The 20087-nt window shown below is 68.3% G+C and carries 21 protein-coding genes; 4 read left to right on the plus strand and 17 right to left on the minus strand.

The window, feature by feature from the left end:
- Together ACLP4W_RS24335 and ACLP4W_RS24340 are read left to right on the plus strand one after the other, a co-directional pair.
- Positions 1 to 763: GMC family oxidoreductase (locus ACLP4W_RS24335; protein ID WP_442389956.1), on the plus strand; the 763-nt coding region annotated here is incomplete at its 5' end.
- A gap of 15 nt (positions 764 to 778) precedes the next feature.
- Positions 779 to 3589, plus strand: coding sequence for a PE family protein (locus tag ACLP4W_RS24340; RefSeq protein ID WP_442389957.1), 2811 nt, complete (start codon positions 779 to 781; stop codon positions 3587 to 3589).
- A gap of 283 nt (positions 3590 to 3872) precedes the next feature.
- Here ACLP4W_RS24340 and ACLP4W_RS24345 read toward each other — a convergent pair whose 3' ends face one another.
- Positions 3873 to 4631, minus strand: coding sequence for an alpha/beta fold hydrolase (locus tag ACLP4W_RS24345; RefSeq protein ID WP_442389958.1), 759 nt, complete (start codon positions 4629 to 4631; stop codon positions 3873 to 3875).
- Positions 4632 to 4694: 63 nt separating this feature from the next.
- Here ACLP4W_RS24345 and mhuD point away from each other — a divergent pair, with 63 nt between their 5' ends.
- Together mhuD and ACLP4W_RS24355 are read left to right on the plus strand one after the other, a co-directional pair.
- Positions 4695 to 5015, plus strand: a complete 321-nt coding sequence (gene mhuD / locus ACLP4W_RS24350) for a mycobilin-forming heme oxygenase MhuD (RefSeq protein ID WP_442389959.1) — start codon at positions 4695 to 4697, stop codon at positions 5013 to 5015.
- A complete protein-coding gene (locus ACLP4W_RS24355; RefSeq protein ID WP_442389960.1) occupies positions 4990 to 6351 on the plus strand; it encodes a Cpe/LpqF family protein in 1362 nt (453 codons plus the stop codon). The genes mhuD and ACLP4W_RS24355 overlap by 26 nt, the downstream gene beginning before the upstream one ends.
- 13 nt (positions 6352 to 6364) lie before the next feature.
- Here ACLP4W_RS24355 and ACLP4W_RS24360 read toward each other — a convergent pair whose 3' ends face one another.
- The 16 genes from ACLP4W_RS24360 to ACLP4W_RS24435 form a co-directional block, all read right to left on the minus strand.
- Entirely contained in the window at positions 6365 to 6916 is a 552-nt protein-coding gene (locus ACLP4W_RS24360; RefSeq protein WP_442389961.1) for a histidine phosphatase family protein, read from the minus strand.
- Between the two features lie 30 nt (positions 6917 to 6946).
- The gene (locus ACLP4W_RS24365) at positions 6947 to 7327 is read right to left on the minus strand and encodes a YbjQ family protein (RefSeq protein ID WP_442389962.1); all 381 of its coding nucleotides are present in this window, start codon (positions 7325 to 7327) and stop codon (positions 6947 to 6949) included.
- Between the two features lie 84 nt (positions 7328 to 7411).
- Entirely contained in the window at positions 7412 to 9946 is a 2535-nt protein-coding gene (gene clpC1, locus ACLP4W_RS24370; RefSeq protein ID WP_442389963.1) for an ATP-dependent protease ATP-binding subunit ClpC, read from the minus strand.
- A 281-nt stretch (positions 9947 to 10227) separates the two neighbouring features.
- A complete protein-coding gene (lsr2, locus tag ACLP4W_RS24375) occupies positions 10228 to 10566 on the minus strand; it encodes a histone-like nucleoid-structuring protein Lsr2 (protein ID WP_083116388.1) in 339 nt (112 codons plus the stop codon).
- Between the two features lie 122 nt (positions 10567 to 10688).
- Positions 10689 to 12227, minus strand: coding sequence for a lysine--tRNA ligase (gene lysS, locus ACLP4W_RS24380; RefSeq protein ID WP_442389964.1), 1539 nt, complete (start codon positions 12225 to 12227; stop codon positions 10689 to 10691).
- Positions 12228 to 12329: 102 nt separating this feature from the next.
- Complete coding sequence (locus ACLP4W_RS24385; protein ID WP_442389965.1) at positions 12330 to 13154, minus strand: type III pantothenate kinase; 825 nt, start codon at positions 13152 to 13154, stop codon at positions 12330 to 12332.
- A 2-nt stretch (positions 13155 to 13156) separates the two neighbouring features.
- Positions 13157 to 13576, minus strand: a complete 420-nt coding sequence (gene panD / locus ACLP4W_RS24390) for an aspartate 1-decarboxylase (protein WP_442389966.1) — start codon at positions 13574 to 13576, stop codon at positions 13157 to 13159.
- A complete protein-coding gene (panC, locus tag ACLP4W_RS24395; RefSeq protein ID WP_442389967.1) occupies positions 13576 to 14541 on the minus strand; it encodes a pantoate--beta-alanine ligase in 966 nt (321 codons plus the stop codon). The genes panD and panC overlap by 1 nt, the downstream gene beginning before the upstream one ends.
- Positions 14542 to 14549: 8 nt before the next feature.
- On the minus strand, positions 14550 to 15458 hold the full coding sequence (locus tag ACLP4W_RS24400) for a Rossmann-like and DUF2520 domain-containing protein (protein ID WP_442389968.1): 909 nt from the start codon (positions 15456 to 15458) through the stop codon (positions 14550 to 14552).
- Positions 15459 to 15573: 115 nt separating this feature from the next.
- Positions 15574 to 16923 (minus strand): DUF6779 domain-containing protein, encoded by a 1350-nt coding sequence (locus ACLP4W_RS24405; RefSeq protein ID WP_442389969.1) that lies wholly within the window; start codon positions 16921 to 16923, stop codon positions 15574 to 15576.
- A gap of 97 nt (positions 16924 to 17020) precedes the next feature.
- Positions 17021 to 17497, minus strand: a complete 477-nt coding sequence (locus tag ACLP4W_RS24410; RefSeq protein ID WP_442389970.1) for a DUF3180 domain-containing protein — start codon at positions 17495 to 17497, stop codon at positions 17021 to 17023.
- A complete protein-coding gene (gene folK, locus ACLP4W_RS24415) occupies positions 17497 to 18045 on the minus strand; it encodes a 2-amino-4-hydroxy-6-hydroxymethyldihydropteridine diphosphokinase (protein ID WP_442389971.1) in 549 nt (182 codons plus the stop codon). Before folK ends, ACLP4W_RS24410 begins: the two co-directional genes overlap by 1 nt.
- Positions 18042 to 18443, minus strand: a complete 402-nt coding sequence (gene folB, locus ACLP4W_RS24420) for a dihydroneopterin aldolase (RefSeq protein ID WP_442389972.1) — start codon at positions 18441 to 18443, stop codon at positions 18042 to 18044. Before folB ends, folK begins: the two co-directional genes overlap by 4 nt.
- Positions 18436 to 19263, minus strand: coding sequence for a dihydropteroate synthase (folP, locus tag ACLP4W_RS24425; protein ID WP_442389973.1), 828 nt, complete (start codon positions 19261 to 19263; stop codon positions 18436 to 18438). The genes folB and folP overlap by 8 nt, the downstream gene beginning before the upstream one ends.
- A complete protein-coding gene (gene folE / locus ACLP4W_RS24430; protein WP_442389974.1) occupies positions 19260 to 19874 on the minus strand; it encodes a GTP cyclohydrolase I FolE in 615 nt (204 codons plus the stop codon). The genes folP and folE overlap by 4 nt, the downstream gene beginning before the upstream one ends.
- A gap of 15 nt (positions 19875 to 19889) precedes the next feature.
- Positions 19890 to 20087 (minus strand): hypothetical protein (locus tag ACLP4W_RS24435; RefSeq protein WP_442389975.1); only part of this gene is annotated, 198 nt, incomplete at its 5' end.

A 20087-nucleotide genomic window follows, 5' to 3' on the forward strand; every position in this document is an offset into this window, starting at 1 on the left:
GATAATGTTTCAAAACTTCTACGACGGGTTCGCGGTCTTCCTCGACCAGCGGGTGCACGCCTACAAAGGCCGCGCGTGCACGCAGGTCGTGTTCGACTTCAACGATCCCAACTTCCCCGGGGCTCGAATCGCCGCACGACTGGCCGGACTGCCCTACATACGTGCCGGCCTGTGCGAGCTCGGCGGGAGCCAGTTTCCGATCGCGGAGGCCAACTACTACCAGGAGATCCTGGGAATTCTGCCGGGGGTGCAGTTTTTCGGCCGCCCGTTCAAGGAGCTGATGCGCGCCTCGCTCCTGCGCGACCGGCTTGCCGGCGTCGATTGCTTTGCCACCGACATGCCGTACCTCACCAACAACGTCACTCTCGACCCGACGGTCAAAGACATCAACGGCCAGCCGGCGCCCCGAATCACCTACCAGATCGGAAGGTTCGAGAAGATCTCGCAAGACTTCTTCGTGCCGCTGCTCGCCGCGATGTGCGGGGCGTCCGGCGCACAGCTGTTCGCCGCCGTACCCCAGAATTTGGCAAATTCGCTGGGGGGTGTTGCACCCCCGAGCGGCGAGCACACGATGGGCGGGATGCAGATGGGCGTAAACCCGGCGACGAGCGTCGTCGACGCGAATGGGAAAATGCACCAGCTGGACAACGTCTACGTCGCCGACGGCAGCGTGTTCGCCACCTCCAGCGGCTCCAACCCCACCCTGACGATCATGGCGGTGGCGCTTTGGATCGCGCGCGGGCTCACCGGCCAGCGGCACTGACGCGGTTGCTGGCTCATGGCGTCTCTGCTCACGACACCCGACATCATCAGCGGGGCGGCAACGGATTTGGCCAGACTCGGGTCGACGCTGGCCCTGGCCAACGCGACGGCATCGGCCCCCACCACCGGGATAGTGGCCGCGGCCCAAGACGAGGTGTCGACTCAGATCGCGGCGATGTTCTCCCAGTACGCCAGCGAGTTTCAACAGCTCAGCCAACATGCGGCGACCTTTCACGCCAAGTTCGTGCAGGCCCTCAACACCGCCGCCGGCTGGTATACCAGCGCCGAGGCCGCCAACGTCTCGGTGTTGGCTTCGTCGTCCGATTCATCCCTTGCCGGTTTGTTTGCTGGTTTGTTCGGCACGGTGGTCTACCAGCCGACTTACATCGTCGGGCAGGCCTGGATCACCAGCGCAGTGGGTCAATTCGTCGACAACACGTTTATCAACCCGATCGGCCAGGCGCTGATCGGGCGGGACCTGCTCGGCAATGGGGCCCCCGGCATGAGTGGCGGAACGGTTCTGCAGGCCGCCGGCGGTCGAGGCGGGTTGTTGTTCGGTAACGGCGGGCCCGGTGGCACCGCAACGAGCGGTCAGGGCGGCCTCGGCGGGGCTGCCGGACTGATCGGCAACGGCGGCACCGGCGGCGCCGGGGCCAACGGTGCCCCCGGCGGCGACGGGGGCAACGGCGGATTCCTGATGGGCATCGGCGGCACCGGCGGCGTTGGCGGCGCCGGCGGTGTAGGACAAAATGGCGGGGCCGGCGGGCCCGGCGGCGACGCCGTGGGCTGGCTGTTCGGCAACGGCGGCACCGGCGGGGCGGGTGGTGCCGGTGGGCCCGGCATCGCCGGCACCGACGGCAGTTCGGGCTTCCCGGGGACCAACGGCACCGACGGCGGGACCGGCGCTGTTGGGGGCCCCGGCGGCAGGGGCGGTAACAGCAGCCTGCTGCTCGGCAACGGCGGAACCGGCGGTGTCGGCGGCCAGGGTGGCACCGGCGGAGCCGGCGGGGCCGGCGGGGCCGGCGCGGCAGCCGTGACCGCCGGCGCGGCCGGCGGCGACGCCGGCAACGGCGGCACCGGGGGCACCGGCGGGGCGGGCGGGACGGGCGGCTACGGCGGCGCGGCCCTGGGTTTCGGCAACGTCGGCACCAATGGCGACGGCGGGGCGGGCGGCACCGGCGGTGCGGGCGGCGCGCCCGGTGACGGCGGCAACGGCGCGGCCGGCACGTTTAGCGGTCTCGGCACCGGTGACGGCGGCGCCGGCGGGGCCGGCGGTGACCCCGGCGCTGGCGGGGCCGGCGGTGCGGGCGGTGCGCCCGGCGACACCGGTACCGGCGGTGTCGCCGGCCAGACCGGAGAACCCGGCAGCACGCCCGCCAACGGCGGCAACGGCGGCATCGGCGGGGACGGCGCCGACGCCACCACCCCGGGCGGCAACGGCGGCGACGGCGGGGCCGGCGGCAAGGGCGGGCTGGTCGGCAACGGCGGCAACGGCGGCAACGGCGGCGGTGGCGCCGCGGGCGCCCCTGGCGCTACAGCCACTACCCCGACTGGCGGCGACACCGGCGGCGACGGCGGGGCGGGCGGCGACGGCGGCAACGCCGGAGCGCAGGCCGGTAACGGCATCGTCGCCGGGGCGGGCGGCAACGGCGGACAAGGCGGCGGCGGCGGGGCCGGCGGGGTTGGCGGTGACGCCACCGGTGCAGGCGTAGCCGGCGCGACCGGTGGTGACGGCGGTAACGGCGGCGTCGGCGGGGCCGGCGGCGCGGCCACCGGTCACAGCGCGACCGGCGGTCTCGGGGGTGCCGGCGGGACGGCCGGCCAGGGCGGGGACGGCGGCACCGGCGGGACCGGCGCAACGGGCGGCGGTGACGGCGGTACCGGCGGTCAGGGCGGTCAGGGCGGGGCCGGAGGTGCCGGCGGCGCGACCGTCGGGTTGTTCAGCACCGGCGGGGCCGGCGGGACCGGCGGGACGCCCGGTACCGGCGGGACCGGCGGCGACGGCGGCCAGGCCACCGGGACCGACGGTGTCGGCGGTAACGGCGGGGCCGGTGGGGCCAGCGGGGCCGGCGGTAGTGGAGGTGCAGGCGGCGCGGTCCAAATGTCGTTGAGCACCGGCGGTGCCGGCGGGGCTGGCGGCAATGCCGCCGCCGGCGGGGCCGGCGGCGAGGGTGGCCACGCCACCGGCACCGACGGTGTCGGCGGTAACGGCGGCGCCGGCGGGGCCAGCGGGGCCGGCGGTACCGGAGGTGGCGGCGGCGCGGCCAACACCGGTGTAAACGGTGACGGCGGTAACGGGGGTGACGGCGGGGCCGGCGGCAATACCGGCACCGGCGGGGCCGGCGGTGAGGGCGGCCAGGCCACCGTTTCCGGCGGTGTCGGCGGCAACGGCGGGGCCGGCGGCGACGCCGGTGTCAGCGGTCAGGGCGGCGACGCCGGCGAGGCCGGCCCCGGTGTGAACAGTTACGGCGGTTATGGCGGGGCGGGTGGGACGGCCGCCAACGGCGGCAACGGCGGCAACGGCGGTAGCGGCGGAGCGACCGGCGGTGCTGGCGGGGGCGGGGGAAACGGCGGTAATGGCGCGGCCGGCGGGGTCGGCGGGGACTCCACGCAGGGACCCGCCGGTAACGGCGGCAATGGCGCCGACGGCGGTACCGGCGGCAATGGTGGCAACGGCGGCAGCGCCCCCGCCCCCGGCCCCTACGGCACGGGCGGGGCCGCCGGTGGGGGCGGCAACGGAGGGGCCGCCGGGATCGGCAACCCCGACGGCAATCCCGGAAGCACCGGAACAGCCGGCGAAGCGGGCGACAACGGCCAGCCCGGCTAGTCCACCACGTCCAGCGGCCGGAAACAGGTCGTCACCAAAATGAAGAGACGGCAGCGTGGTCGTCACCTCTCGGACCCGCTAAACGTCCGTGGTGCAGCATTATTCGCTGGAGAAGAGACTCACTAGCGCCGATTCCGTTACAGGACATGCGAGTCCGTGCCGATGGCCTCACAGCATACCAATGACCAGCGCCCAGCCTATTGCTGACAACCGGCGGTAAACATGGTGCATCAAAATCGAAAATGCTTGTCGGCACTCCTCTCGTTCTCGGGGCTGTGCCGAATCAGCTTCGCGCCAAAAAGGACTCGACCGCCTCGCGGTATACCTGCGGCGCTTCGTCGTGAACTAGATGACCGGCCTCAGAAACATGTAAATACGTTGTCGGAGAACCGGTTTTGGTCATCGCGTTCATCTGGCCCGGGGGGGTGACCGAGTTGCCGGCCTCGATGAGCAACGCCGGGGCCCGCGCCGCCAGCCAGTGCGCCCAGTAATCCCGGATACCCCATTCGGCGGCGATCTCGATCCATCGCGCGGTGTAGCCGTGCAACCGCCACCCGCTTTCGGTGCGGTCGAAGGCGTCCAGGAAATACTGTCCGGCAACGGGCCCGAACTCTTCGAATACTTGCTCGGCGGAGTCGAATTCGACGGGAAGCGCGTGCAACCACGGCTCCCACGGGCCGGTGGTGCGGCCGCGGAAGTCCGGCGCCATGTCCTCGATCACCAGTGCCGAAACCAAATCCGGGCGCTCCGCGGCCAGGCACCACGAATGCAGGGCGCCCATCGAATGCCCGACCAGCCTGGCCGGCGCCCCCAGTGCGCTCACCGCGTCGCCCAGATCGGCCACGAACCGCTCGGTGCTGATCGGGTGTGGGTCGTCGACGTCGCGGCCCCGGTGCCACGGAGCGTCGTAGGTGTACACGGTGCCCAACCGGGTCAGCCATGGCAGCTGACGCGACCAGGTGCTGCCCCGGCCCATCAGGCCGTGCACCAGTACCAACGGCTCACCCCGTCCGCCGCGGCAGGTCAACAGATCGGTGGGCATGCCTTCATCTTGCGCGGGCCGCCCAGGAGTAGGTCAGGCGAGGGGGCGCGGTAACCTAGCGGAATGCCGCCAGTGGTGAAGATCAACGCAATCGAAGTACCCGCCGACGCCGGCCCCGAACTGGAGAAGCGTTTCGCCCACCGCGCGCACGCGGTGGAGAATCAACCCGGTTTCCTCGGCTTCCAGCTACTGCGTCCGATCAAGGGCGAGAACCGCTACTTCGTGGTGACCCAATGGGAGTCCGATGAAGCATTCCAGGCGTGGGCGAGCGGGCCCGCCATCGAAGCCCATGCCGGACACCGAGCCAACCCGGTGGCGACCGGCGCGACGCTGCTGGAATTCGAGGTCGTGATGGACGTTGCCGGTAGCGAACCGGCTGGTTAGCAAGCGGTCGGGGCGCCGCCGCGTGGCGGCGCTGAGCGCCGTCGCGGCGCTGGTCGTGACCCTGGCGCCGGGTTGCGCACCTTCCCCTTCCCCGCACGCGAACGCGGCCAACACCGGCCGCGGCATCGACACCAGAACACCTCCCGGTCTGCGGGCCCAGCAGACCATGGACATGCTCAACTCGGACTGGCCCATCGGGCCGGTCGGCGTCGGCACCCTTGCCGCGCCCGACAAGGTGGAGTCGGTCGAGACCACCATGGAGGGGCTCTGGTGGGATCGCCCCTTCACCCTCGACGGCGTCGACATCAGCGCCAGCGTGGCCAGGCTGCACCTGATCTCCTCTTACGGCGCGCGACAAGACATCCGGGTACACACCGACGATGACGGACGGGTCGATGGGTTCGACGTCGACGCGCAGGCACCAAAGATCGACTCGTGGCACGACGTGGACGCCGTGTTGAGCAAGACCGGCGCCCGCTATTCCTACCAGGTCGTCAAAGTCGACAACGGCCACTGCGACCCGGTAGCGGGCACGGACACCGGCGAATCCCTGCCGCTGGCATCGATTTTCAAGTTGTACGTGCTGCATGCTCTGGCGGGTGCGGTCAAGAACGGAGCGGTGTCCTGGAATGACCAGCTGACCGTCACCGACAAGAGCAAGGCGGTTGGCTCGGGCTTGGAACTGCCTCCCGGGGCGCATGTTTCAGTTCGCACGGCCGCCGAGAAAATGATCGCCGCCAGCGACAACATGGCCACCGACTTGCTGATCGGACGGATGGGTACGCACGCCATCGAGGAAGCGCTCGTTACCGCCGGCCACCACGATCCGGCCAGCATGACACCCTTCCCCACGATGTACGAGCTGTTCTCCGTCGGCTGGGGGCAACCGGATCTGCGCAGCCAATGGAAGGAAGGATCCCCGCAGGTCCGCGCCCAGCTGCTGGCGCGGGCCAACTCCAGTCCCTACCAACCCGATCCGACCCGTGCCCACATCCCGGCCTCGACCTACGGAGCGGAGTGGTACGGCAACGCCGAGGACATCTGCCGGGTCCACGCGGCGCTGCAGGCCGACGCGGTCGGCGCTGCCGCACCGGTCAGGCAGATCCTTTCCGCGGTGCCGGGCATCCAGCTGGACCGAAACGTTTGGCCGTACATCGGCGCGAAAGCCGGTGGCCTGCCGGGCGATCTGACATTCAGCTGGTACGCCGTCGACAAGACACAGCAGCCGTGGGTGGTCAGCTTCCAGCTGAACTGGCCTCGCGATCACGGGCCGAGGGTGACCGGCTGGATGTTGCAGGTGGCCAAACAGGTCTTCGCGCTGGTCGCGCCGCGATAACCAGCGCGACCCCTTACAGCTTCAGCGTCCAGTAGCCTTTCCGGAAATGCATGACGGTGCGACCGACCGGTGCAATATCGATGCGCCAGAACGATTTCGGGGGGATGTCGAGGGCCGTCAGGACCGCCGCGCGGATCACCGCCGGATGCGTCACCGCCACCGCGGGTAAAGCGTCCTCGGTCAAAGACGCCAGCCATCCGGCCACCCGTCCGATCAGGTCGACGATCGACTCGCCGCCGTGCGGCGCCTGCGCCGGTTCGGTCAGCCACATCTGGAGATCCTCGGGGCCGACGGCCCGCAGTGTCTGCCCACACCACGCTCCGCAATCGAGGTCGGCCAATCGCGGCTCCGTTGTGGCTTGTAAGCCCAGCAACTGTGCGGTCTGGCGGGCGCGCTGCTCGGGTGCGGCAAGCTGGCGGATCTCGCTGCTGATGTGAAGGCCGGGAGCGGCTTTGACCTGGCGACGACCGATGCCGTTGAGCGGCTCGTCGGCAGGGAAACGCCCGGCCGCCATGGCGTCGGTCATCGCATGCGACACCAATGTCAGCCGGGCAACCTCAGCCACGGCGCGCTCCTCCGTCCCGGTTGCCTGCGGTCACTGCTGCGGCGCCGGGCTGCCGTAGCCGAGCTGGCTGGCGGTGTACCTGGCGGCATCGGTGATCGGCACCGCCTGCACCGCCGTGCCGTAGGCACAGATCTCGGTCCACACTTCGCCGATTTCGGTGGTGTCGAACCGCATCGCGACGATCGCGTTGCCTGCGCGGTTACGCGCCTCGGCGATCAGCCGCCCCATCGCCTCGTTGCGGCTTTCGGCGAGATTCTTGGTCATCCCTTGCAACTCGCCGCCGAACATGGACTTCAACCCGGCGCCGAACTGGGAGAACGCGTTTCGGGACCGAACGGTCAGCCCGAACACTTCGCCGCACACGCGTTGGATTTCCCAGCCCGGAAGGTCGTTGGTGGTGACGATCAGCACGGGCGGACCCCCTCATCACAGCGAAAACGGGCATGGAAACGGGCGGTAGTCCCGTAGAGACTAACCGCCCGTTTCCTGCAATCGCTACTGCGTGTCGGGGGCGCTGTGCGCCCCGGCTTTCGCCAGGTCCGGCTCGGCCGGCGGCTTGCGAGTTCCGGTGAACGTGAACACCGCGTCCTCGCCGGCGCCCTCGCCGTCCCAGTCGTCCACGTCGACGGTGACGACCTGTCCCGGCCCGACCTCATCGAAGAGGATCTTCTCCGACAGCTGGTCCTCGATCTCGCGCTGGATGGTGCGCCGCAGCGGACGGGCACCCAGCACCGGGTCGAAGCCACGCTTGGCCAGCAACGACTTGGCCTTATCGGTCAGCTCCAGAGCCATGTCCTTGCTCTTGAGCTGGCCGGCGACCCGGCCGATCATGAGGTCGACCATCCGGATGATCTCGTCGCGGGTCAGCTGGTGGAAGACGATGACTTCGTCGATGCGGTTGAGGAACTCCGGCCGGAAGTGCTTCTTGAGCTCGTCGTTGACCTTCTGCTTCATCCGCTCGTAGTCGTTCTCACCGCCGCCCTGGGTGAAGCCAAGGCCGACCGGCTTCGAGATGTCGGCGGTGCCCAGGTTGGACGTGAAGATCAGCACGGTGTTCTTGAAGTCCACCGTGCGGCCCTGGCCGTCGGTGAGCCGGCCGTCCTCGAGGACCTGCAAGAGGCTGTTGTAGATCTCCTGGTGTGCCTTCTCGATCTCGTCGAACAGCACCACCGAGAACGGCTTGCGCCGCACCTTCTCGGTGAGCTGGCCGCCCTCTTCGTAACCGACGTATCCCGGCGGAGCACCGAACAGCCGCGACGCGGTGAACCGGTCGTGGAACTCGCCCATGTCGATCTGGATGAGCGCGTCGTCGTCGCCGAACAGGAAGTTGGCCAGCGCCTTGGACAGCTCGGTCTTACCGACACCGGAGGGGCCGGCGAAGATGAACGAACCCGACGGCCGCTTGGGGTCTTTCAGCCCGGCGCGGGTACGGCGAATCGCCTTGGAAACGGCCTTGACCGCATCCTCCTGGCCGATGATCCGCTTGTGCAGCTCGTCTTCCATGCGCAGCAGCCGGGTGGTCTCGGCCTCGGTGAGCTTGAACACCGGGATACCGGTCCAGTTGCCCAGCACCTCGGCTATCTCGTTGTCGTCCACCTCGGCGACCACATCGAGATCGCCTGAACGCCACTGCTTTTCGCGCTCAGCCCGCTGGCCCACCAGTTGCTTTTCGCGGTCACGCAGGCTGGCCGCCTTCTCGAAGTCCTGCGCGTCGATCGCGGACTCCTTCTCGCGGCGGGCCTCGGCGATCTTCTCGTCGAACTCACGCAGGTCTGGCGGTGCGGTCATCCGCCGGATCCGCATCCGCGCACCTGCCTCGTCGATCAGGTCGATGGCCTTGTCCGGCAGGAACCGGTCGTTGATGTAGCGGTCGGCCAGAGTCGCCGCGGCCACGATCGCCGAATCGGTGATGGACACCCGGTGGTGCGCCTCGTAGCGGTCCCGCAGGCCCTTGAGGATCTCGATGGTGTGGTCCACCGTGGGCTCCCCGACCTGCACCGGCTGGAAGCGGCGCTCCAGCGCGGCGTCCTTCTCGATGTACTTCCGGTACTCGTCGAGCGTGGTGGCGCCGATGGTCTGCAGCTCGCCGCGGGCCAGCTTGGGCTTGAGGATCGACGCGGCGTCGATCGCGCCCTCGGCGGCACCGGCGCCCACCAGCGTGTGCAGCTCGTCGATGAACAGGATGATGTCGCCGCGGGTGTTGATCTCCTTGAGCACCTTCTTCAGGCGTTCCTCGAAGTCACCGCGGTACCTTGAGCCGGCGACTAGCGATCCCAGGTCCAGCGTGTAGAGCTGCTTGTCCTTCAGCGTCTCCGGGACCTGGCCGTGCACGATGGCCTGCGCCAGGCCTTCGACGACCGCGGTCTTGCCGACGCCGGGCTCGCCGATCAGCACCGGGTTGTTCTTGGTGCGCCGGGACAGAACCTGCATCACCCGCTCGATTTCCTTCTCGCGGCCGATGACGGGGTCCAGTTTGCCTTCCATCGCGGCAGCCGTCAGGTTGCGCCCGAACTGGTCGAGCACCAACGAAGTGGACGGGCTGCCGGATTCGCCGCCGCGACCACCGGTCCCGGCCTCCGCGGCCTCCTTGCCCTGGTAGCCCGACAGCAGCTGAATCACCTGCTGACGCACTCGGGTCAGCTCGGCGCCAAGCTTGACCAGCACCTGGGCGGCCACGCCCTCACCCTCGCGGATCAGCCCCAGCAAAATGTGCTCGGTGCCGATGTAGTTGTGGCCCAGCTGCAGCGCCTCGCGCAAGCTCAGCTCGAGAACCTTCTTGGCGCGCGGGGTGAACGGGATGTGTCCCGACGGCGCCTGCTGGCCCTGGCCGATGATCTCCTCGACCTGGCTGCGAACGCCCTCGAGCGAGATCCCCAGCGACTCCAGCGACTTTGCCGCTACGCCTTCGCCCTCGTGGATCAAACCCAACAAGATGTGCTCGGTGCCGATGTAGTTGTGGTTGAGCATCCGGGCCTCTTCTTGCGCCAGGACGACGACCCTGCGGGCACGGTCTGTAAATCTTTCGAACATCGGTGGTTACCTGCTCTCCCTCACCATCGGTACTCGGTACTGTCGGCAAGAGCCGACACTGTGTACCTGCCATCCACTGTAATGGTCGGCCTGCCAGGGTTCCTAACCTTGCGGTGCCTGGCGGTCCAGGCCGCACTTCCTACTACAACCTCGGCCACACCAGATAAACGAGGAAAACCGGCTAAGCGTTCTCCGCGCCGCCCCGCGGTCGTTTAGCCGCGAGCGAAAATGACAAACAACCGGCGCCCAGGCTTTGGACCCGGACGCCGGTTAGCGGTGCGTTAGGTCGCCGCGTGGAATGCGTCGATCACGTCGGCCGGGATCCGGCCACGCGTCGACACGTTGTGCCCGTTTCGGCGAGCCCATTCGCGGATCGCGGCGCTCTGCTCACGGTCGATCGCGCCACGTCCGCGCCCGGAACCGGAACGCCCACGCCGCCGGCCGCCGACGCGACGGCCGGCTGCCACCCATTGCTTCAGATCCCCCCGCAGTTTCGCGGCATTCTTGGACGAAAGGTCAATCTCATAGGTCACCCCGTCAAGCCCGAATTCAACCGTTTCGTCGGCTGCGCCCGCACCGTCGAAATCATCGACCAAGGTGACGGTCACTTTTTTCGCCATTAGCTTACCCTCGCGTTTCGTCCTGAGCAGTTGCTGAGCAGTTTGGATTGACCTCCCCGGTCACTAATCTGCCATAACAACGAAGCATACTCAATCCGGACGGAAGCCGTACAGTTGAACTTTCAACCGGAGTGCGGCCGAACAATCGGGAACAAAACTGTCTCTCTAATTGACAGTCCGGTCAAAGACATCAACAACCGATCGATACCCATTCCGGTTCCGGTGCACGGCGGCATCCCATACTCCAGCGCGGTGAGGAAATCTTCATCAAGCGCCATGGCCTCGTCGTCGCCGGCGGCCGCGGCGCGGGCTTGTTCGGCGAATCGCTCTCGCTGCACGACCGGATCGTTTAATTCGGAGTAACCAGTGGCCAGTTCGACTCCACGAATGTAGAGGTCCCACTTCTCGGTCACACCCGGGATACTGCGGTGCTGCCTTGTCAAAGGTGTTGTCTCGACTGGGAAATCCTTGACGAATGTGGGCGCGGTCAGGGTGTTTCCCACCGTGTGCTCCCACAGTTCCTCGACGAGTTTACCGTGCCCGTAGCCGCTATCGTCCGGAATCTCGATACCGAGCCGATCCGCGATGACGCGCAGCTGATCGACCGACGTCTGCGGCGTGATCTCCTCACCGAGCGCCGCCGACAGCGACGGATACATTTGTATCGTCGCCCATTCTCCGTCTATGTCGTAGACGCTGCCGTCGGGCAGCGGCAGTTGTCTGGTTCCGATCGCCTCGTCGGCTACCTCTTGAATAAGCTCCCGGGTGATGACTGCTGAATCCTCATAGGTTCCGTAGGTCTGGTAGGTCTCGAGCATGGAGAATTCCGGAGAATGGGTCGAATCGGCTCCTTCGTTTCGGAACACGCGATTTAGCTCGAAGACCTTGTCGAATCCACCGACGACGCACCGCTTGAGGAACAGTTCGGGTGCGATCCGCAGGTAGAGATCGATGTCCAGCGCATTGGAATGCGTGACGAACGGCCGGGCCGCCGCGCCACCGGCCAGCGTCTGCAACATAGGGGTTTCGACTTCGAGAAACCCGCGCCGTTCCAGTGCGTTGCGTATCGCGCGGATGACGGCGATTCTCTGACGGGCCACCGCGCGCGCCTGGGGACGGACGATCAGGTCGACATAGCGCTGCCGCACCCGTGCCTCTTCGCTCATCTCCTTGTGCGCGACGGGCAGCGGCCGCAGCGCCTTGGCCGCCATCTGCCAGGAGTCGGCCAGGACGGACAACTCGCCGCGTCGCGAGCTGATCACGTTGCCGTGCACGTAGACGATGTCGCCGAGGTCGACGTCGGCTTTCCATGCATCGAGGGCTTCCCGACCGACCTTGTCGAGGCTGATCATCACCTGCAGGCTGGCGCCGTCGCCGTCCTGGAGTGTCGCAAAGCACAGTTTTCCGGAGTTGCGCGCAAATATCACTCGGCCCGCGACACCGACGACGTCATCGGTCGCGATGTCGATCAGCAGGTCGGGGTGGGCGGCGCGCACCTCGGCCAGGGTGTGGGTGCGCTCGATGGCAACCGGGTATGGCTCACGACCCTCCGCCAACAGGCGAGCGCGCTTGTCCCGGCGGATCCGGTACTGCTCGGGAAGGGCAGCATCGGTTTCCGGCGGGTCAGCATTCACGACGTGCCAGCTTAAAGGACAGGGCATCGAGCCTGCGCTGACGGCGTCGAGCCTGCGCCGGCGGCGCGATCATCGCCACGGAAGCCGCGCTGTACGCAGACTCGTTGCGAATGCGGGAGCCCGGGCTTCCTAGCGGGCCGTCTTCAGCCGGCCGCGCTGGGCGTCTCGGTTGCGTTCGAACACCAGCCGCAGGCCCTGCAGGGTCAAGTGCTGGTCGTAGTGGTCGACGGTGTGCAGTTCGGGTAGCAGCAGCGGTGCGGTATGTCCGGTTGCTACGACCGCGACCTGATCGCCCAGGTCGCCGGAAAAGCCGTCCACGTCGTCGCGGATGCGTTGCACCAGACCGTCGACCAGCCCGGCGAAGCCGAACACCGCGCCCGCCTGCATGCATTCGACCGTGTTCTTACCGACCACCGAACGCGGCCGGGCCAGCTCGACGCGACGCAGTGCCGCGGAGCGGGCCGCAGCGGCATCCGAAGAAACCTGCACCCCGGGGGCGATGGCGCCACCGAGAAACTCCCCCTTGGACGACACCACGTCCACGCATATCGAGGATCCGAAGTCGACGACGATCGCGGCCGTACCGAACTTGTTGAACGCCGCCAGGCAATTGACGATCCGGTCGGCCCCCACTTCCTTCGGATTGTCGACCAGTAGCGGAATACCGGTACGCACCCCCGGCTCGATCAGCACGTGCGGCACCGATGGCCAGTACTGATCGAGCATGACCCGCACCTCGTGCAGCACCGATGGCACGGTGGACAGTGCGACTGCGCCGGTGAGCCGCTCGGAATCGTCGCCGATCAGGCCGTCGATGGTCAGCGCCAGCTCGTCGGCGGTAACCTCGGATTCGGTACGAATCCGCCAGTGCTGCACGACCTTTGCGTGTTCCTTGGATCCCGATAGCAGTCCGACGACGGTGTGCGTGTTACGGACGTCAATGGCCAGCAGCACGGTTACCGCACACCGATGCGGGGATCCAACAGCTCGGCTGCGTCAGCCGGCACGAAAGCCGGGTCATGCCCCAGGTCGATCGCCTTGTTGTCGGCGTCGACGAACACAATCCGCGGCTGATAGGCTCGCGCCTCCGCCTCCTCCATGCTCCCGTACGCGATCAGGATCACCAGATCGCCCGGGTGAACGAGATGCGCTGCGGCGCCGTTGATTCCGATAATGCCGGTACCACGCTCGCCGGTGATCGCGTAGGTGACCAGCCGGGCGCCGTTGTCGATGTCGACGATGGTCACCTGTTCGCCCTCCAGCAGGTCCGCGGCGTCCATCAGGTCGGCGTCGATGGTCACCGAGCCGACGTAGTGCAGGTCAGCCTGCGTGACGGTGGCGCGGTGGATCTTCGACTTCAGCATCGTCCGTAACATCAATTCCTCCAAGGTGATTCATGGGTGTCCCCATATCCGTCCGGCCCCACGGGTGCCGGCGAAGTTCCTTCTGCTTTGACTGCTCCTAATTCCAGGGCGATGTTGTCCAGCAGCCTGGTGTTGCCCAGCCGGGCGGCAACCAGCAGCCGGCCGGGTGCGTTGGCCCGCACCGGGCCGAGCTCCGCGTCGCGTAGTTCCAGGTAGTCGACCGCGAGCGCGGGCACGGCGCCAAGCACCGCGCGGGCGGCGTCCAGCGCGGCCTGTGCGCCGGAGTGCGCGGCGTGCGCGGCCGCCGTCAGCGCCGCGGACAGCGTGCCGGCCAACTCGCGCTGCACCGGGTCGAGGTAGCGGTTGCGCGACGACATCGCCAGCCCGTCGGCCTCCCGGATGGTCGGCACGCCGACCACGGCAACGTCGACGTTCAGGTCGGCGACCATCTGGCGCACCAGGATCAGCTGCTGATAGTCCTTCTCGCCGAAGAACACTCGGTCGGGACGCACGATCTGCAGCAGCTTGCACACCACGGTCAGCATGCCGGCGAAATGGGTCGGCCGAGGACCGCCCTCGAGCTCGGCGGCCAGCGGACCCGGGTGCACCGTGGTGCGCAGGCCGTTGGGATACATCGCCGCGGCGGTTGGCGCGAAGACAATCTCGACGTCTTCGCCGCGTAGCAGCGCCAGGTCGTCGTCGAGGGTCCGGGGATAGGCGTCGAGGTCTTCTCCGGCGCCGAACTGCAGCGGATTGACGAAGATCGAGACCACCACGACCGAGCCGGGGACCCGCTTGGCGGCGCGCACCAGGGCAAGGTGCCCGTCGTGCAGGGCGCCCATCGTGGGCACCAACATCACCCGGCGCCCGGTATGGCGCAGCGCGCGGCTGACGTCGGTGACATCGCGCGGCGCCGAGTACACATTGAGTTCGCCCGTCTTGAACGCCGGCGGCCGGCCCTGCACCTGGGTATTCATCTTTGGTTTCAAGGGGCCAAGACCTCCACGACGTCCTCGGGAGCGTGGGCGCGCTGGGCGGTCCGCAGGGCGTTCACCCGGTACGCCTGGGCCAGCGCCGGGTCGGCCTTTGCCAGCGCGGCCAAATGCTCCGCGACCGCGGCCGCGTCACCGCGGGCGACCGGGCCGGTGAGCGCGGCCTGGCCGCGCTGCAGGGTGTTTTCCAGCGCCGCCCGGGCCAACGGCCCGACAATTCGTTCGGCGAGGCCGCCCGGTTGGTCGTCGACGGTTTGTTGCCCGAGCAGCTCGCTGCCCCGCAGCGCGGCCCGCAACGCCTCTAGCGCATCAGCGAGCACGGTCACGATGTGGTTGCCCGCGTGCGCCAGCGCGGCGTGGTAGAGGACACGGACGTCCTCCCGGACGCAGAACGGCTCCCCGCCCATCTCCAGGACCAGCGACTGCCCGATTGCGTACCCGACATCGTCGGCGGCGGTGATCCCGAAGCACGTGTCCGGGAGCCGGCCGATGTCCTCGTCGGAGCCGGTGAACGTCATCGCCGGATGAATTGCCAGCGGCGTGCAGCTGGGTGTCAGCGGCGCCAGAATGCCGACCCCGTTGGCGCCGGACGTGTGCACGACGATCGTGCCGGGCCGCACTGCCGAAGTCGCGGCCAACCCGGACACCAGGCCGGCGAGTTCGCTGTCGGGAACCGCCAGCACCAGCAGCTCGGCGTTGGCGGCAACGTCCTGCGGCGATAGCACCGGGGTATCGGGGAGCCGGCGCTGCGCCCGCTGCCGCGACGCGTGGGAGATGGCACTGCACGCCACCACGACGTGGTCGGCGCGCTCCAGCGCTAGACCGAGCGCGGAGCCTACCCGACCGGCCGAGATGATCCCCACCTTGAGCCTGGCCGGGCGCAAACCGTCGAACTGCACCATCGCAGACGACCTCACATGTATCTTCGTTCGTTCCGGTCCCACGTCAGGGGTACCGGACGGTCACTAAGACTGTAGTCGATGTGCGGGCAACGCCCAATGTGAGGAAGCTCCCAGCTCACCCCTCGCGGCGACGACGCCGGCCACCTCCGGAGGGCTCGACCTGCAGCCGCGCCATCAGGTCGGCAACCGACTGACCACCGCTTGGCGGGCCGTCCAACCCGTCCACGGGGTCCGCGCCGCGGTGCCGGGGTGCGGGCTCCGGGGGCGGCGGCGGAGCCATTTGTGGTGGCGGCGCAGCGGCGGCCGGTGCCGACGCTGGGTGCGGCGGCGGTAGGGGCGGCGCAGCGGGCGGGGTTGGCGGCAGGGGCTCGTTCATGGGCGCAAAGTTGCGCACGCCATAGTCGCGGTACTCGGCCGAATGGCGCGGCCGCGCGCGGCGGCCGGACTCGCCGTAGGGCGGTGCGGGCGCCGGCTCGACGGGCATGCCATCAATGGGTTCTTCGAAGCCGGAGTGCCGGGCGCGCGGCGGCTCGCCGAGCGGCTCGGCGCCGGACCAGTGGCTGACCGCCGATCGAGGGGGCAACCACTGTCCGTCTGCGGGCATCGGCTGCCAGTCCTGCATCTGCGGCTGCGGTTCCGGTTGGGGCTCCGGAGGCGGTGCGGGTGGCGGTGGGGTCGGTGGCGGCGGCCGGTGACGAGGTTCGAATCGCTGGTCGGGCTCCGGCTGGGGGGCCATCGGAGGGGCCTGGTACGCGGCCTCCGGCGAGACGTCGTATTGAGGCGGGACGTCGTATTGATAAGGGGCACGCTGCCGCGGTGGCCGCGGCTGCCGGGGCGGCAACAAGGGCTCCTCGGGCACGTCAATAATCGCCGCGTCGTCGGGACGGCTGGTCGGGTTGTCCTGCGGAACCGAAGTGACCCGATCACTGGACACCCAATCCACGGGGTTGCCCTCGCCATTGCGGTCCCAGCCGCTGTACGCGCGTGTCGGTGGCGCCTCGGTCTCGATGGTCTCCAGCGCCGGCCGGTGCTGCAGGTCGGTGTCGAACAAGATTTCCAGGCTGGTCCGTAACGCGCTCAGCTCCGCCCGCAGCGCTGCCAGGTCGTCGGCGGCCTGAGCGCGCAGCTCGGAGACCAGCTCGCGCCGCAGCTGGGACTCCACGGTCAGCTCGTACTCGCGGCGGGCCGAGATTTCCCGGTCCAGCTGCAGGTCATAGACCAGCTTCAGGTCACGGACCCGGGCCTGATCCGCGTCGCTTTGCCGGCGGTAGAGCACCGAAACGAAGGCTCCGGCGACTGCGGCCCACAGCGCCAGGATTACAGCGAGCTTGAGGAGTTCCACCTGGTCGGTGAAAACCAGTGCGGAACTGGCCCCCATCGCGAGGACCAGCAACGCCGTCAAGAGCACCCAACCCGGCCTGCGTCCGCCGCGCCGGACCCGGGCGCCGCGGGACAGAACGGTCATGGCCTGACTTTACCTGTGCGAGGTCAATCCGCGTGTCGCGCGACTTCGGCGATTCTCACCTGGGTCAATCCGGGAGCGGGCAATGCCGGTGCGCGGGCTAGGTTTCCGCACCCTCGCCGTGTTCGGTCTGATCCGGCGGAGATTTGCAGCAATGCTGCAGCCACATCGCGGCAACGACTAACGCCAGCGCGCTGACGGCCGCCACCACCGTTCCGGTGGTGTCCTCGGCGGCGACCCGCAGCCACGACCGTCGCGGCAGGAAGTACACCAATACTCCGACCCACCAACCCAGCATCAGCGCACCCACCCAGGCCGACGCCTTGGCGACCATCACGCTGCGCGCCACCGCCAGCGGGTGCAGCCACCCGGGCCCCGTCCCGATCTCGCCGTCATTGATCTTGGCCCGCACGTAGAACGCCCATAACGCCTCGGCGATGGCCACCGCGAGCAGCGACAACCCGGTCCACACCGTAATGGGTGGAAACCACCGGTACAGCGTGATCACCAGCAGATACCCCACCACCGCAGCGCCGACCACCGCGCCCGTCAGGTCACGTTTCCTGGTCGGTCCCATCAGGTATCCGATTCCGGATCGGCTGAGGGATTTTCTTTCGTCTCGAGCGTCAGACCGGACAACCGAACGGCATCCCGGTCGGCCGGCTCCAGCTCTGCCAGTAACTGCGCGACGGGCCGCGGCCCTGCGGCGAGGGTCAGCCGGGCATCCGGGTCGATGGCCAGCCACGGGACCATCACGAAGGCCCGCAAGTGGGCCAGCGGGTGGGGCAGCGTCAGGTTGTTTTCGCGGGAGATCATCTCTGTCTCGCCGTAGCAGGCGATCAGGTCGACGTCGAGGGTGCGCGGCCCCCAGCGCTCGCCGCGAACCCTGCCCGCCGCCTGCTCGAACTCCTGCGCCCGGCGAAGCCACCCCTGCCCGTCCCGGGCCGGGTCGTCGGCGATCAGCACCGCATTGAGAAACGGGGCCTGCTCGACGCGGCCCCAGGGGTCCGTCTCATAGATCGGAGACACAGCCACTACCGCTTCCTGGAGCCCGTCGACGACCGACTGCAGCCGCGCCAGCCGGTCGCCCAGGTTGGAGCCGATGGACAGCACTACCCGTGTCATAGCGCCCCGCCGGCGGGGATCACCGAACCGCGACCGCCGCGGCGCGACCGTCGAACGACCACCGCCACGTCAACGAACTGCTGCGGGATCGGAGCCTGCGGCTTGTGCACCACCACCTCGACGGCGTGCACGCGGTGGTCGTCCATCACTTGGTCGGCGATCTCTCCGCCCACCGCTTCGATCAGGTTGCGCGGGGGTCCCGCGACGACGTCGGCCGCCAGCTGGGCCAGGGCGGCGTAGTTGTAGGTGTCGGCCAGATCGTCGCTAACGGCGGCATCGGCCAAGTCGATCCAGACGGTGATATCGACGACGAAGTCCTGCCCGTCGGCGCGCTCATGATCGAAGACTCCGTGCCGGCCACGAACCGTCAAGCCGCGCAATTCAATTCGATCAGCCATTGTCTCCCGTCCAAGCCCCGACGACCTTGAGGGCATCGACGGTGGCCCGCACGTCGTGCACGCGCACGCCCCAGGCCCCGTACAGGGCGGCCAGTGCGGAAATCACCGCGGTCGCCGTCTCACGCCCGTCAGGCGGTCGCGGCGACCCATCGGGACCGGCTAACAACGTACCGAGGAACCGTTTACGCGAGGCACCCAGTAGCACCGGGATCCCGGTGCCGACCAATTGCGGCAACGTGTGGAGCAGCGCCCAATTGTGTTGTCCGGTCTTGGCGAATCCGAGCCCGGGGTCGATCACCAGCTTGGCGGGATCGACACCTGCGCCCACCGCGTCGTCGACGCTGGCGAGTAGCTCGGCGCGCACCTCGGCCACCACGTCGCGGTAGTGCGGGGCCTCGTGCGGGCGGTCGGACGACACCGATCGCCAGTGCATCAACACCCAGGGCACACCTGCCTCGGCCAGCAGCGGTGCCATCGCGGGATCGGCTCGTCCACCCGACACGTCGTTGACCATCCGCGCGCCGCTCTGCAGCGCCGCCCGCGCGACACCCGCGTGCATAGTGTCGATGCTTACGGTAATGCCTTCTGCTGCAAGCCCTTTGACGACAGGAACCACGCGAGACGCCTCGACCCGGGAGTCGATCCGAGCGGCACCGGGCCGAGTCGACTCCCCCCCGACGTCGACGATGTCCGCGCCCTCGGCCGCCATTGCCAGACCATGCGCGACGGCGCTGTCGGTATCGAGATAGCGCCCGCCATCTGAGAACGAGTCGTCAGTGACGTTCAGAACTCCCATAACCTGCACAGGCGCCGGACTCACCTACGCAGGATGAGGTCGAGCGCCTCGGCCCGAGAAGCGGCACTGGTTTTGAACTGGCCGCGCACCGCCGACGTCGTGGTGACAGCCCCGGGCTTGCGGACACCGCGCATCGCCATACACAGGTGCTCGGCCTCGATCACGACGATCACCCCGGCCGGATTGAGTTTGTTCACCAGGGCATCGGCGATCTGACTGGTCAGCCGCTCCTGAACCTGTGGCCGCTTGGCGTACAGGTCCACCAGCCGGGCGATCTTCGACAGGCCGGTCACCCTGCCGTCACTGCCGGGGATGTAGCCGACATGGGCCACACCGTGAAACGACACCAGGTGATGCTCGCAAGTGGAGTACAACGGGATTTCCTTGACGAGCACCAGCTCGTCGTGTTCCTCGTCGAACATGGTGTTCAGCACCGTGTCGGGGTCGGTGTACAGCCCGGCGAACATTTCGCGGTAGGCGCGGGCGACGCGAGCCGGAGTCTCCTGCAAACCGTGCCTCTCGGGGTCCTCACCGATCGCGTAAAGCAATTCGCGGATCGCGGCCTCGGCACGTGCCTGGTCGAACACCCGTATCCGCGGAGTCGCGGTGTCCGGCCCCAAACCCGGTAAGGCCATCGAATCCTCCGTTCGTCAGCCGTGGGCCGGCGGGTTGGGCCGGCTCACGTCGTCGTCCTCCTTGTCAGGAGACTTTCCGGCATCCGGGTTGGATTGACCAGGCGGCGGATAGGGCGGATACGGCGGGTAGGCGGGGTATGCGTTACCGGGCTGGCCCGGATAACCGGGATAGTTTGGGGCCGGCTGCGGCCAGTAGGGCTGCTGTGGGGGCTG

The organism is Mycobacterium sp., assembly GCF_052145595.1.
In the GTDB taxonomy this organism is placed as follows: Bacteria; Actinomycetota; Actinomycetes; order Mycobacteriales; family Mycobacteriaceae; genus Mycobacterium.

Coding starts and splice junctions, on each gene's coding strand:
- clpC1 (WP_442389963.1), bottom strand. CDS start 9,946: ATGTTCGAAAGATTTACAGACCGTGCCCGCAGGGTCGTCGTCCTGGCG.
- lysS (WP_442389964.1), bottom strand. CDS start 12,227: ATGCCCTGTCCTTTAAGCTGGCACGTCGTGAATGCTGACCCGCCGGAA.
- panC (WP_442389967.1), bottom strand. CDS start 14,541: ATGAATACCCAGGTGCAGGGCCGGCCGCCGGCGTTCAAGACGGGCGAA.
- folE (WP_442389974.1), bottom strand. CDS start 19,874: ATGGCCTTACCGGGTTTGGGGCCGGACACCGCGACTCCGCGGATACGG.
- ACLP4W_RS24340 (WP_442389957.1), top strand. CDS start 779: ATGGCGTCTCTGCTCACGACACCCGACATCATCAGCGGGGCGGCAACG.
- ACLP4W_RS24410 (WP_442389970.1), bottom strand. CDS start 17,497: ATGGGACCGACCAGGAAACGTGACCTGACGGGCGCGGTGGTCGGCGCT.
- ACLP4W_RS24405 (WP_442389969.1), bottom strand. CDS start 16,923: ATGACCGTTCTGTCCCGCGGCGCCCGGGTCCGGCGCGGCGGACGCAGG.
- folK (WP_442389971.1), bottom strand. CDS start 18,045: ATGACACGGGTAGTGCTGTCCATCGGCTCCAACCTGGGCGACCGGCTG.
- folB (WP_442389972.1), bottom strand. CDS start 18,443: ATGGCTGATCGAATTGAATTGCGCGGCTTGACGGTTCGTGGCCGGCAC.
- panD (WP_442389966.1), bottom strand. CDS start 13,576: ATGTTACGGACGATGCTGAAGTCGAAGATCCACCGCGCCACCGTCACG.
- ACLP4W_RS24400 (WP_442389968.1), bottom strand. CDS start 15,458: ATGGTGCAGTTCGACGGTTTGCGCCCGGCCAGGCTCAAGGTGGGGATC.
- ACLP4W_RS24345 (WP_442389958.1), bottom strand. CDS start 4,631: ATGCCCACCGATCTGTTGACCTGCCGCGGCGGACGGGGTGAGCCGTTG.
- lsr2 (WP_083116388.1), bottom strand. CDS start 10,566: ATGGCGAAAAAAGTGACCGTCACCTTGGTCGATGATTTCGACGGTGCG.
- mhuD (WP_442389959.1), top strand. CDS start 4,695: ATGCCGCCAGTGGTGAAGATCAACGCAATCGAAGTACCCGCCGACGCC.